Source organism: Eubacterium pyruvativorans (genome assembly GCF_900102225.1).
GTDB classification, from domain to species: Bacteria; Bacillota; Clostridia; order Peptostreptococcales; family Anaerovoracaceae; genus Aminicella; species Aminicella pyruvativorans.
The window spans coordinates 1-13211 of sequence record NZ_FNBF01000022.1 but is presented as its reverse complement, the minus strand read 5'-3'; the positions used below and the strand labels follow the sequence as shown (position 1 = coordinate 13211).

Annotated in this window: 11 protein-coding genes and 3 tRNA genes; all 14 read left to right on the top strand. The window is 56.9% G+C overall.

Annotation, left to right across the window (positions count from 1 at the left end):
* Window positions 1-59: 59 nt before the first annotated feature.
* Window positions 60-1250 carry a putative lipid II flippase FtsW gene (gene ftsW, locus BLQ24_RS07690; protein WP_090164336.1) on the top strand — a complete coding sequence of 397 codons (1191 nt, stop codon included), beginning with the start codon at window positions 60-62 and terminating at the stop codon, window positions 1248-1250.
* A complete protein-coding gene (gene murG / locus BLQ24_RS07685) occupies window positions 1247-2359 on the top strand; it encodes an undecaprenyldiphospho-muramoylpentapeptide beta-N-acetylglucosaminyltransferase (protein WP_090164334.1) in 1113 nt (370 codons plus the stop codon). Before ftsW ends, murG begins: the two co-directional genes overlap by 4 nt.
* Before the next feature lie 11 nt (window positions 2360-2370).
* Entirely contained in the window at window positions 2371-3534 is a 1164-nt protein-coding gene (locus tag BLQ24_RS07680) for a cell division protein FtsQ/DivIB (RefSeq protein WP_090164332.1), read from the top strand.
* A gap of 127 nt (window positions 3535-3661) precedes the next feature.
* Window positions 3662-4795, top strand: coding sequence for a cell division protein FtsZ (gene ftsZ, locus BLQ24_RS07675; RefSeq protein WP_090164330.1), 1134 nt, complete (start codon window positions 3662-3664; stop codon window positions 4793-4795).
* A gap of 65 nt (window positions 4796-4860) precedes the next feature.
* Window positions 4861-5652 (top strand): TrmH family RNA methyltransferase, encoded by a 792-nt coding sequence (locus BLQ24_RS07670; protein ID WP_090164329.1) that lies wholly within the window; start codon window positions 4861-4863, stop codon window positions 5650-5652.
* A 40-nt stretch (window positions 5653-5692) separates the two neighbouring features.
* Window positions 5693-6133: a cell division protein ZapA gene (locus BLQ24_RS07665; protein ID WP_163427404.1), complete on the top strand. Its 441-nt coding sequence runs from the start codon at window positions 5693-5695 to the stop codon at window positions 6131-6133.
* 17 nt (window positions 6134-6150) lie between these two features.
* Window positions 6151-8541: an endonuclease MutS2 gene (locus BLQ24_RS07660; protein ID WP_090164325.1), complete on the top strand. Its 2391-nt coding sequence runs from the start codon at window positions 6151-6153 to the stop codon at window positions 8539-8541.
* A 21-nt stretch (window positions 8542-8562) separates the two neighbouring features.
* The gene (locus BLQ24_RS07655) at window positions 8563-9021 is read left to right on the top strand and encodes a 2-thiouracil desulfurase family protein (RefSeq protein WP_090164323.1); all 459 of its coding nucleotides are present in this window, start codon (window positions 8563-8565) and stop codon (window positions 9019-9021) included.
* Window positions 9022-9077: 56 nt separating this feature from the next.
* Entirely contained in the window at window positions 9078-10799 is a 1722-nt protein-coding gene (gene argS / locus BLQ24_RS07650; protein ID WP_090164321.1) for an arginine--tRNA ligase, read from the top strand.
* A complete protein-coding gene (locus BLQ24_RS07645; RefSeq protein WP_090164319.1) occupies window positions 10799-11671 on the top strand; it encodes a radical SAM protein in 873 nt (290 codons plus the stop codon). Before argS ends, BLQ24_RS07645 begins: the two co-directional genes overlap by 1 nt.
* A gap of 19 nt (window positions 11672-11690) precedes the next feature.
* Entirely contained in the window at window positions 11691-12731 is a 1041-nt protein-coding gene (locus BLQ24_RS07640) for a tetratricopeptide repeat protein (RefSeq protein ID WP_090164317.1), read from the top strand.
* Window positions 12732-12916: 185 nt separating this feature from the next.
* Window positions 12917-12991: transfer RNA gene (locus BLQ24_RS07635), tRNA-Asn, on the top strand.
* An 11-nt stretch (window positions 12992-13002) separates the two neighbouring features.
* A tRNA-Leu gene (locus BLQ24_RS07630) sits at window positions 13003-13088 on the top strand.
* Between the two features lie 35 nt (window positions 13089-13123).
* A tRNA-Met gene (locus BLQ24_RS07625) sits at window positions 13124-13199 on the top strand.
* Window positions 13200-13211: the final 12 nt, after the last annotated feature.

The following is a 13211-nucleotide window of genomic DNA, read 5'->3' as shown; positions in this document are numbered from 1 at the left end:
GAAAAAAACGGAGGATCAGTCCCAGGGAACATATCAGGAATTACCGGAGAGACCGAAGCATGTACCGCCGTATGCACTGGTATGCGGACTTTCCCACCATTGTACTGACTGCGATTCTGGCCATCTTCGGCGTGGTGATGATCTTCAGCGCCAGCTATTACAAGTCTCTGAACACAGACGGATCGCCCTTTGTCTACCTGAGAAAGCAGACGATCTTCGTGGTGGGCGGGTTCATCCTGATGTATCTGTTCTCCTATGTGGATTACAGGAAGTGGAAGAAGTTTACCTATCTCATCGGCGGAGTCACCTTTCTGGCACTGCTGCTGGTGAAGGTGCCCCATGTGGGAACCACGGTGGGCGGTGCCACCCGCTGGATCCGTCTGGGTCCGATCAGTCTCATGCCGGGAGAGTTTGCGAAAGCAGCGGCTATTTTCCTGGCTGCGGCGTATCTGTCCGCCGACATGAGCCGCGGGCATACCAAGAAAGGGGTGGGAGGACTGGCGGTCATCGCCATTCTGATGGCCGGTCCGATCATGCTTCAGCCGAATATGTCCACCGCAATCACTGTGGTGGGGATCATCGCCGGCATGGCTTTCCTGGACGGATTCAGTGCCAGGATTCTGGCTGGACTGGCGGTTCTCGGCACAGGAGGGGTCATGATGCTCCGCTTCACCGGGACCTACTGGGGGCGGCGGGTCACCTCCTTCCTGGATCCTTTCGCCTCGGCGAAGGGAGACGGATTCCAGGTGGTGCAGTCGCTTCTGGCCCTGGGAACCGGCGGCCTGACCGGAAGGGGACTGGGACAGAGTATCCAGAAGAACCTGTATCTGCCGGAGCCCCAGAATGATTTCATTCTGGCGGTGATCGGCGAGGAGCTGGGACTGATTGGCGTTCTCATTCTCCTGCTGGTTTTCCTGCTGCTGATCTGGCGTCTCTGCCGGATTGCGCTGCTTTGTGACGATAATTACGGCATGCTGCTGGCAGGCGGTCTGGCCGTCATGATCGGCCTTCAGGTGGTCTTCAACGTAGGCGTTGTCACCTCCTCCATGCCGCCGACCGGTGTGGCCCTTCCGTTCATCAGCTACGGCGGCAACTCGGTGCTCATTCTGCTGGGAATGGTGGGCATCACCCTGAACATCTCCCGTCAGAACGCAGCATCCCAGACCGGTCCGGAGAAACCGGCGAGGTCCGGGGCCGAAAGGTTCAGTCATTCGATTCAATCCATCAGAAAGAAGGCATTCAGAGTATGAGAGTAATCCTCACAGGCGGCGGGACCGGCGGACATATCTACCCGGCCCTGGCCATCGGAGAAAAGATAAAACAAATGGAACCGGATTCGGAAATCCTCTATATCGGCAACGACCACGGTCTGGAGAAGAAGATTGTCCCGGCAGCGGGCTATGACTTCCGCATTGTGGATGCCCGGTGGTTCCGGAAACAGCCGGTGGAAATCCTGAAGACCGCCGCAGCGGTGCGGAAAGGAGTCAGGAAATCCCTGAAGATCATGAAAGAATTCCGGCCGGATGTGGTGATCGGCACCGGGGGATATGTCTGTTTTCCGGTGATGTACGCCGGCCACAAGTACGGTGCGAAATGCTATGTTCACGAGCAGAATGCCTTCCCGGGGAAGGCCAACCGGAGTCTGGAGCGGTTTGCGGACCGGGTGTTCCTGGGGTTCGGTGCCGCTGCGGAGTATTTCAAGGACAAAGACAAACTGGTTGTCACCGGTAATCCGGTGCGGGACTGTTTCTTTCATATCGACCGGGCGGCATCCCGGGAGAAACTGGGAATTCCCCAGGACGATTTCGTCGTCTTCTCCTTCGCCGGGAGCCAGGGGGCCAATCATATCTGCGAAGTGGTGTATGACCTGATGAAGCAGCTGAACGGGCGGCCGGGGGTCACATTGCTTTTTGCCACCGGCCCGCTGCACTATGACGAAGTCATGGAACAGGTGAAAAGTACGGGACTCCGGGTGGAGGACAACGTCCGCATTGAGTCCTATATCAATAACATGGAGGACTATCTGGGCGCTGCAGATCTGATCATCAGCCGGTCCGGAGCGCTCTCCGTGGCGGAGACCTGTGTCTGCGGACGGGCGGCGATTCTGATTCCGTCCCCGAATGTCACCGGGAATCACCAGTATTACAATGCGAAAGCGGTGGCCGATTCCGGAGGTGCCATTCTGACGGAAGAGAAGGATCTCACCATGGAGGGACTGCTGAGCGCCATTGACCGGTTCATGGAGCATCCGGAGGAACTCCGGAAGATGGAGAAGGCAGCCTATGAGGCGGCGCCGAGAAACGCCACCGGGATTGTGTACGAAAATATCCGGGCACGCCTGGATGGTGCCGGAAAGTAGGAAGGACGAATATGACAGACAGCCGGACCGGAGAATTCAATAGAGAAACGCTGCATCAGGAAGATGCATACCGGGACGGTTTTCCGGATGACTTCCCGAATGATCGTCCGGCTGATCTTCCGGGAGATCCGGACCTTCGGCGCACCCGGGTCATGGAGGGCCTGGGGAACGATGTCCGGTCGGATTCGGAAGGCGGGACATTCCGGGAGGAACTGAGCCGGGAGACCCGGACCTTCGGCGCGGCGGATCCGGCAGATACGTTCTACCATTCGGTGGACTATTCCTATGCAGAGTATCCGGGCACCATGGACGAAAACGGAGTGTACCGGACATCCTGCTATGATGACATCCCGGGAGTGGAATGGGAGAATGGGGATTTCTCTGGCGATTCCAACAGGGAAGAGTCCGGCGGCCGGGATGAATACGGATTCAATGATATCCCGCGGAAGCGGAAGCAGCATCACAAGAAGCATTATATGCTGCGGTTCGCCGTGGTTCTGGCGGTTTTTCTGGGAGCTGCGGGATTTCTCATGTCCAGTGTGTTTGATGTTCAGAAGTATGAGGTGACAGGGAATCACTACTACTCGGATCAGGAGGTCGTGAATATTTCCAATGCCGCCACGGGTGTGAACATCTTCCGCCGGGATAATGTGAAGAATATCCGCAGCCGTCTGCTGGCGAATCCGTATTTCACCGAGGTGAAGGTGAAACGGAAGCTGCCTTCTACGATGGTGATTCAGGTGACCGAGCGAAAGCAGACAGCGGCGTTCCTGTACGGCGCCAGCTATATCGTGGTGGACGGAAACGGTCTGGTTCTGCGGAAGACAGATGTGAAGCCGGAGATCACGCTGATTCAGGGATTTCATCTGACCCGGATGGATGTGGGAAAGAAGATCGGCGTGGAAGAAACCTCTATGCTGGATCAGACGCTGGACATGCTTGCCTCCACACGGAAGGGGAATTTCTACTTCAAGCAGATCGATGCGTCCAGCGTCATGGTCCGGGGGCATGTGACGGATACGCTGCTGGTGAAGGGAAGTCCGAGGCAGCTGAAAAACGTCATTGATAACGGCGACCTGCAGAAGGTGGTCAGCAAGCTGTTCCGGGGCGGAATCCGCAGAGGAACACTGAGTGTGGGGGAAGAAAATTATATCTCCTTCTCTCCGGAAGTGTAATCCGGCGGCGGAGGTGTGCGCCGGTGAATTCGAAGCGGCGGTGCAAGTTTTTTTCAGAAGAACTGATGCAAAGACAACGGGAGTATGATAAAATACTCTATATTATGGATTCCAAGGAGGCAGGCGAATGTTGCAATTTGAGGAAGAAAAGCTGAACTCAGCTGTTCTGAAGGTAATCGGCGTGGGCGGCGGCGGCTGCAACGCTGTCAATCGAATGATAGAGACGAATCTGGCGGGTGTGGATTATATCGCAGTGAATACCGACCAGCAGGCACTGAAGAAGTCCAATGCGGAGACGAAGGTCCAGATCGGCGAGAAGCTGACGAGAGGTCTGGGCGCCGGCGGCAATCCGGAAGTCGGTCAGCATTCCGCAGAGGAAACGCTGGATGATATCGTGGCATTGATCGAAGGCAGCGATATGGTGTTCATCACCGCCGGTATGGGCGGCGGCACCGGTACCGGTGCGGCGCCGATCATTGCGAAGGCAGCGAAGGATATGGGTATCCTCACCGTGGGCGTTGTCACGAAGCCGTTCTCCTTCGAAGGACGCAAGCGGATGTCCCAGGCGGAACAGGGATTGAATTTCCTGAAGAAGTATGTGGATTCGCTGGTGGTCATTCCGAATGACAAGCTGATTGAGAACAGTGAGAAGAACACTTCTCTGCTGGATGCATTCGCCATGGCGGACGATGTTCTGCGTCAGGGTGTGCAGGGCATCTCCGATCTGATCTCCGAGGAAGCACTGATCAATGTGGACTTCGCCGATGTCAGAAGCGTCATGACCGACCGGGGTATTGCCCATATGGGTATCGGTTACGGAAAGGGCGAAGACCGGGCGAAGGATGCTGTTCATGCAGCCATCGAGAGCCCGCTGCTGGAGACGAAGATCTCCGGCGCGAAGGCGATTCTGCTGTATGTCTCCGGCGGATATGATCTGGGCATGATGGAAGTCAGCGACATCGCCAATCAGGTAGAGGAGCAGGCTGCAGAGGATGCGATCCTGATCTTCGGTGCTTCTGTCAGCGAAGAGATGAAGGATGAGATCCGGATCACGGTGATCGCCACCGGCTTCGGGTCCTCCGGCCTGGAGAAAGAATCAGTGGGTTACAGCATTCCTCCTTCGGACGGCAGGAAGCGTCATGTGACAGAGAACGGGCTGGTAGGAACCGAGGTGACCCTGGAGGAAATTTTCAAGGATACCAGAGACGAGAAGCCTTCCGATTCGAAGTTCGACATTCCGAAATTCCTGAATAACAATTAATCGAGAACAGAGGATGAAGCCGGCCGGAAGTGACCGGCTTCTATATTTACGGGAGACAGATACGGATGGGACGGATCATCAGAGTCACCTCGAAGAATAATCGCGTATACACAGATATTCTCCGGCTGCACCAGAAGAAGTACCGGGACCGGGAGGGCCGGTATCTGGTGGAAGGGGAAAACCTGGTGCGGGAGGCGATCCGGCAGCATGCGGACATTCTGGATCTGGTGATGCGGGAAGGATCCGGCTTCCTCAGCGAGGCGCTGGAGGAATTTCCGGCGGGATCCGTCTATGTGTTCGACGGGAAACTGTTCGATGCGGCGGCGCCCACGGAGTCCAGTCAGGGGATCCTGGCGGTGATCCGGAAACCGGATCAGGCCGGGGAGAGTCTGTCCGCCCTCGACCGGCCGGGAGGCAATCTGGTAGTGCTGGACCGGCTGCAGGATCCGGGAAATATTGGGACAATCATCCGCACAGCGGAGGGTGCCGGATATGAGGCGGTGCTGGTGATCCGCGGAACGGCGGATGTGTTTTCGCCGAAAGTGGTCCGGGCCGCTGCGGGAGCGATTTTCCGGATGCCGATTCTGATGACGGATACATGGAAAGAGATGGCGGAACTGGTCAGAGGCTGCGGAAAGAAGCTGGCGGTGACCAGTATCCGGGATCATCTGCAGTACTATGAGGCGGATCTGTCCCGGGATATCGCCCTGGTGATCGGGAATGAAGGCAACGGCTGTGATCCGGAGCTGATCGAAGCCGCCGACCTCCGGGTTTCGATTCCCATGGGAGGGCAGCTGGAATCTCTGAATGCTTCTGTGGCGGCGGGGATTCTGATGTACGAAGCGGTTCGGAAATAGCAGCGGCAGAGTGCGTAACGGCACAGTAATGGGGGATAGCGTGAAGGTTAAGATTTTCGGTCAGGAATACAATATTTCCGGAGACAAGCCGGAAGATGAAATCCTGAAGATCGCACAGTATGTTGATAACAAGATGCGGCTGATCTCGAAGCTGACAGGACAGACCGGTTCTGTGCCCACACTGACAGCGCTGAATATTGCAGAGGAGTATTTCGATTCCCTGAGCCAGATCGAAAGCCTGCGGATTGCGAATAAGCAGACAGAGCGGGACAATGCGCATTATGTGAAAATGCTGGAGGAATCGAAGAAGTCCTATATTCAGGCGAAGGAGCTGGCGGAGAAATTGCAGAAGGAGCAGAGTGAGGAGCACGGGAAGTACGCTGATCTGGAGAAGCGGTGTACCGAGTACGAAAACTCGGTTTTCGACCTGCAGATGGAGAATATCCAGCTGAAGAGTGAACTGGAGAAATTGAACAAGTAGCGGGAAATACGGAACCCATGAACAAGAAAGCACTGGAAATACTGGAATACAACAGAATAATCGAAATGCTGGTGAACGAGACCGGTTCGGAACTGTCCGCTGAAATGGCCGGAAAGCTGGAACCGTCCGCTGATCCCAGAGAAATATCGGAGAACCTAAGGTCAACCACGGAAGCGGTTGACCTTATTGTCCATAAGGGACCGCTTCCGACGGCAGGGGTCCGGGACATCCGACGGCCGGTGAGTCTGGCGCGAAAGGGCGGAACCCTGAGCATGAAGGAATTGCTGGAAGTGAAGCAGGATCTGAAGATTGCGGAGCGGACGAAGACATTCATGAAGGGGGATCTGCCGGAACTGCCTCGTATCCGGGCACTGACGGATCTTCTGGTGCCCCACGAAAAGCTAACAGGGGAGATCGAGCGCTGCATCCTGACAGAGGATGAGATGGCGGACAATGCTTCCCGGGAGCTGTCCCGGATCCGGCGCAGCATCGTGCTGGAGAATGAGGCAGTGCGGTCCCGGCTGGAGCGGATGGTTTCCAGTCAGACCAACAGTTCTTATCTCCAGGACTCCATTGTGACCATGCGGGACGGCCGGTATGTGATTCCGGTGAAGAGTGAACACAAGGGGAAGTTTCCGGGCATTGTTCATGACACTTCCCGGGGCGGCGGCACCCTGTTCATCGAACCGCAGGTCATCATTGACATGAATAACCATCTCCGGGAACTGGAGTCCCAGGAGAAGGAAGAGATGGCCCGGATTCTGGCGGAGCTTTCGGCCGGGGTCAGTGAAGCGTTTCACGACCTGAACAATAACCAGGAGCTGCTGACGGAACTGGATTTCATCATGGCGAAGGGGAAACTTTCCCAGCGCATGGATGCGGAGGAGCCGAAACTGGATGATCAGCACGTGCTGGAACTGAAGGATGCCCGGCATCCGCTGCTGGACCCGAAGAAGGCGGTGCCGATCACGGTCTCTCTGGGCCGGGATTACCACACGCTGGTGATCACAGGACCGAATACCGGCGGCAAGACGCTGACGCTGAAGACCATGGGACTGCTGTCTCTGATGGCCCAGGCGGGGCTGCGGATTCCCGCATCCTCCGAGAGCCGTGTTCCGGTGTACCAGTATATCTTCGCAGATATCGGGGATGAGCAGAGCATTGAACAGAATCTGTCCACCTTCTCCTCCCACATGAAGAACATCGTGTTCATCGTCCGGAAGGCGGACGACCGGACGCTGGTGCTGCTGGATGAGCTGGGAGGCGGAACGGATCCGACGGAAGGCGCCGCCCTGGCGATTTCGGTTCTGGAGGAACTGAAGGCCCGGGGAGCCTGGATCTGCGCCACGACTCACTATAACGAGGTGAAGAAATACGCCCTTTCCGCCGATCAGGTGGAGAATGCCTCCATGGAGTTCGATGTGGAAACCCTGAGTCCGACCTACCGGCTCATGATGGGAATCCCGGGAAAATCCAATGCTTTCGAGATCTCGAAGAAGCTGGGTCTTCCCCGCCGGATCATTCAGCGGGCGGATGAACTCATCGAACGGGGGGATGCGGAATTCGAAGATCTGATCTCAGAGATCAGTGAAGACCGGATGGCGGCAGCCCGGGAGCGGGGTGAGGCGGAAGCCGTGAACGCTTCCATGCGGCAGGAGAAGGAGCAGTTCGACGTCGAGAAGGCGAGGCTGGAGAAGGAGAAGGAGCAGATTCTCCGGGAGGCGAAGCGGGAAGCCCGGATGATTCTGAAGGACGCCCGGCAGACGGCCCGGGAGGTGCAGCGGGATCTCAACCGGATTCAGAAGAACCGGAATCTGGGGGAGCGGAACCGGGAAATGGCCAGATCCAGTCGGAAACTCCGGGAGAAGGAAGAAAAATATGCGGAGCACATCGTAAAACGGGTGAACAGCGAACCGGTGGATATCTCCCAGCTGGCGGCCGGGGATACCGTCCGGGTTTTGTCCCTCAACCAGAACGGCACGATTCTGTCTCTGCCGGACGGAGATGGCGAAATGCAGGTACAGGTCGGCATTCTGAAGATGAAGGTGAAGGCCGGGGATGTCATGCTGCTGAACGACGGGTCGAAGCAGGCCAACCGGAAGAAGACCGTTTCTGCCCGCAGGAGTGCGGGCGGCTCCATCCGCCGGAAGGCCATGAACGTGAAATCCACGCTGGATGTGCGGGGAGAGAACGGAGATGACGCCAGAATGGATGTGGAGAAGTATCTGGACGATGCGTATCTGGGGGGCCTCCGGGAGGTCACCCTCATCCACGGACGGGGCACCGGCGTGCTGAAGGCGGAGATCCGGAAGAATCTGAAGACCAACAAGCATGTTGCGGCGTTCCGGCCCGGCGCATATAATGAAGGCGGTGAAGGTGTCACCGTTGTGACGTTGAAGCGGGAGTAGGCAGGAAGAAGACCGGAAACTATGTATATTATCAGCGGATGCCTGTTAGGCAATCATTGTAAGTATAACGGCGGCGATAACCGGAATGAGGCGGTGTGTCGTTTTGCGTCGAAGCACCCTCATGTGGTGGTCTGTCCGGAGACTGCGGCGGCTCTGCCGGTTCCCCGGGAGCCGGCGGAGTGGAAGGAAGGCAGAATTCTGGACCGGAGCGGGCAGGATCTCACCGAAGCGTTCCTCCGGGGTGCGGAAATATCCATGGAAAGGGTGCGGGAGGCCGCCCGGGAGATGCGGGAACCGCTGGAAGGTGCGATCCTGAAGGCCAGGAGCCCGTCCTGCGGTGTCCGGGAAATCTATGACGGCAGTTTCACGGGACAGACCGTTCCGGGAGACGGCTGTTTCGTGAAGATGCTCCTGGAGATCGGTGTGCCGGTCTGCACAGAGGAGGATCTGGACCGGAGCGACGGACAGGAACAGAAATAGAAATAGAGAATACAGGAACTGAAGTGACAGAGTTACAGACAGAAGGAGAATGAAGAATGGCAGATTTCAAGGGTGATATCGCAGCGCTGATCGCAGAGCATGTGGAGGGACTTTCCCGGGAGGAGATCCGCAGCATGATCGAAATTCCGCAGAACAAGGAAATGGGAGATTATGCGTTCCCGTGCTTCCGTCTGGCGAAGACCTACCGGAAAGCACCGCAGATGATCGCAGCAGACATTGCGGAAGCGATCAGCGGTGCCGGCATGTTCGCCAAGGTGGAACAGGTGAACGCATATGTGAACATGTTCATGTCCCGGGAGCAGGTGATCCGGCCGGCTCTGGAGGCGGCGCTGGATGCGGAGCATTTCGGCTTTAGTGACGAGGGAAACGGAAAGACCATTGTCATCGATTTCTCCTCCCCGAACATTGCGAAGCCGTTCCACATCGGCCATATCCGCACCACGGTCATCGGCTACTCGATTTACAAGATTTACGATTCCCTGGGATACAATGTGGTCCGCACCAACCATCTGGGGGACTACGGCACTCAGTTCGGAAAGATGATCTGCGCCTACCGTCACTGGGGCAATGACGAGGATGTGCAGAGAGACCCGATCCGCACCCTGCTGAGCTACTACACGAAGTTCCATGTGGAAGCCGAGAAGGATCCGGAACTGAACGAGGAAGCCCGGAAAACATTCTATGATCTGGAGCACGGCGGGGAGGATGAGATCCGTCTCTGGAAGTGGTTCTCCGACCTGTCCCTCCGGGAGTTCAACCGGGTATACGACATGATGGGTATTGAATTCGATGCGTATGACGGGGAGAGCATGTATTCCGACATGATGCCGCGCCACATCGAGGATCTGAAGCAGAAGGGACTGCTGAAGGAATCCCAGGGCGCCATGGTGGTGAATCTGGACCAGTTCGATCTGCCGCCGGCCCTGATTCAGAAATCCGACGGCACCTCCCTGTACTGCACCCGGGACATCGCAACCGCAGTATACCGGAAGGAACACTACGATTTCTATAAGAACATTTACGTCGTCGCCTCCCAGCAGACCCTGTACTTCCGCCAGCTGTTCAAGGTGCTGGAGCTCATGGGATATGAATGGGCGAAAGACTGCGTCCACGTCCCGTTCGGCATGGTTGCACTGGAGGAAGGCACCCTGTCCACCCGGAAGGGAAGAGTGGTCTTCCTGGAAGACGTGCTGAACAAGGCCGTGGAGAAAACGAAGGAAATCATTCTGGAGAAGAATCCGGACGCTCCGAAGGACCGCATCGACGAAGTGGCGAAGGAAGTGGGCATCGGAGCTGTCATGTTCAACGAACTGTCCAACAGCCGGATCAAGGACTATGTCTTCAAGTGGGACCAGGTTCTGAATTTCGACGGGGAGACCGGCCCGTATGTACAGTACACCCACGCCCGCTGCTGCAGCGTGCTCCGGAAGGCGGGAGAGGAAACGCTGAAGGCGGCTTCCGATCCGGCATCCCTGGATCTTTCCTACCTGACTTCGGACAGCGCCTATGATCTGGTTCGCCTGATCGAGGCGTACCCGGCGGTGGTGAAGGAGGCAGCACAGAAATACGAGCCGTCCATTGTGACCCGTCACATCATCGACGTTGCCCAGGCGTATAACAAGTTCTATCACGATGAGCATATCCTGGTGGATGACGAGGCGGAGAAGAATGCGAAAGTGGCGCTGACCCTTGCGGCAAAGAATACCCTGAAGAACGGTCTGGCACTGCTGGCCGTTAAGGCACCGGAGAGAATGTAATGCGTTACGAAGGAGATATTTACCGTCCGCCCAGCGAGGCGTGGAGCCTGCTGGTGCAGGTGACCATCGGCTGTACCCATAACAGCTGTACTTTTTGCAGTATGTTCAAGGACAAGCAGTTCCGGGTCCGGCCGGTGGAAGAAGTATTGGAAGACCTGGAAGATGCCCGGAAGCGGTACCGCCGGGTGGAGAAGATGTTCCTCTGTGACGGGGACGCCCTCTGCCTGTCGAACCGGAAGCTGCTGGTGATCCTGGACCGGATCCGGGCGCTGTTCCCGGAATGCCGGCGGGTGAACGTATATGGCAACGCAATCGACGTGCGGCACAAGACCGATGCCGAACTCCGGGAGCTGTTCGAGCACGGTGTGAAAATGATCTATATCGGGGCGGAGTCCGGCAGCGACGAGGTGCTCCGGCATGTCAACAAGGGTTCCACCCGGGCGGAGCTGATTGAAGCGGTGCAGCGGATTGAAGCCAGCGGTATTCAGGCTTCCGTCACATTTATCAGCGGACTGGCCGGGAAGGCGGGCTGGCGGGATCATGCGATCCAGACCGGAACCATGATCAGCGAAATGAATGCGTCCTATGCGGCGCTTCTGACGCTGATGCTGGATCCCCGGGCACCGATTACACAGGAGATCGAACGGGGCGAGATGGAGCTTTTGTCCCCGGAGGAAGTCATCGCCGAGACCTATCTCATGCTGGAGAATGCCAACCCGACGAAGACCACGGTCTTCCGCAGCAACCATGCGTCGAATTATTATTCCCTGGCGGGGAATCTGCCGGAGGACCGGGACCGGATGCTGGCGGAGCTGGAGACCGTCATGCACCATCAGGGCATGCTGAAGGAGGAATGGCTCCGGCGGCTGTGACAAAAACGAAGGAGAGTATATGGCACTGAATCAGGAATTACGGGAACAGGACAGGCTGAAGGATTATCTGACACCGAAGCTGAAGGACTATATTTTCGATGAGTTTTCGGCGTCTTATCTTCAGAAGGCCGGGGTTCAGGAGATCATGACCGGCGTTCCGGTTCCGTTTCACCGGGAGGACCTGGCATCCCGGTCTGCGTCTACGTTGATGCTGGCTTCGAATATGGCTTTTGTCATCGGCTGTGACCCGTCGTTCCAGTACCGGGACAATTACCTGGCCTATATCGAGAAGACGTTCGGAAAGGATTTCGCCAAACCGCTGGTAAGTCAGGGAGCGGATTATGCGAAGAAGGAGGATTATCTGTCCGCCTGCATTCTGTTCCGGGCGGCGATTCTGGTGGACCCGTCTTTCCCGGATGCGGTGTTCTGTTACGGCAGGGCCTGTCATGACGCCTATTCTTCCGCAGAGGACCGGGAGGAAGACTTCGTCGGCCGGTTCAAGGCGGAGGCGCTGAAGTGTTTCGAGCAGTATACTATGATGGCGCCGGAGGACGACATGGGATACTACTATCTGGGGTATGCCTACCTGAACCTGGGGCTATATATGAAGACGAAGCTGACCTTCGATTCCTTCCTGCGGCTGTCGGAACACGGGGAGCTGCGGGCGGAAGTTGCCAAGCTGCAGGAGAAGCTGGAGGAACCGCTGAAGATTGAGGAGGGAACGAACTGTGTTCTGAGCGGCCGGTTCGAGTCCGGCATCGAGATCCTGAGCCGCTACGAAGAAGATGAGCGTTTCAACACCTGGTGGCCCCTCTGGTACTATCTGGGGACGGCGTACCGGGGACTGGGGGACGGGGATCAGGCGATCCGCTGTTTCCTCCGGGTACTGCAGTATTCACCGAGTAACACGGAAGCCATGGAGCAGCTGGAAGAGCTGTATCTGGCGGCAGGAGAACAGGCAAAGTCCGAGAAGTACCATGCGAAGATCGGCGTGGTGCGGCGGAATCAGGAGGAAGACCGGGAGCTCCGGCGCCGGGAGAGAGGGCAGACACTGTCCTGATGAATTTTTGGGTCCTGGCCCGGGAGGATTACGGGGGTGATGAGATTCGACGAAATCCGACGAAATCCGTCGTCCCGGGCCCATCGCAGCATTCTCCGAAAAAAACCGTTGACAGAGTGTATGAAATGATGTAGTATTAACTACGTTGTCGGTATCCGGAAGGTACCGGAAACACAAGATTGTATTCCGAAGTAGCTCAATGGTGGAGCAACCGGCTGTTAACCGGTAGGCTGTGGGTTCGAGCCCCACCTTCGGAGCCAATTTTTTTCCTGCCGGTGTGGCGGAATTGGCAGACGCACAGGACTTAAAATCCTGCGGTCCTGATCGACCGTACCGGTTCGACCCCGGTCACCGGCATGATCTGATTACTTGGGTCTGGACAATCTCATTATCGCGGGGTAGAGCAGTTGGTAGCTCGTCGGGCTCATAACCCGGAGGCCGGAGGTTCAAGTCCTCCCTCCGCAACCATTTTTTCTCATA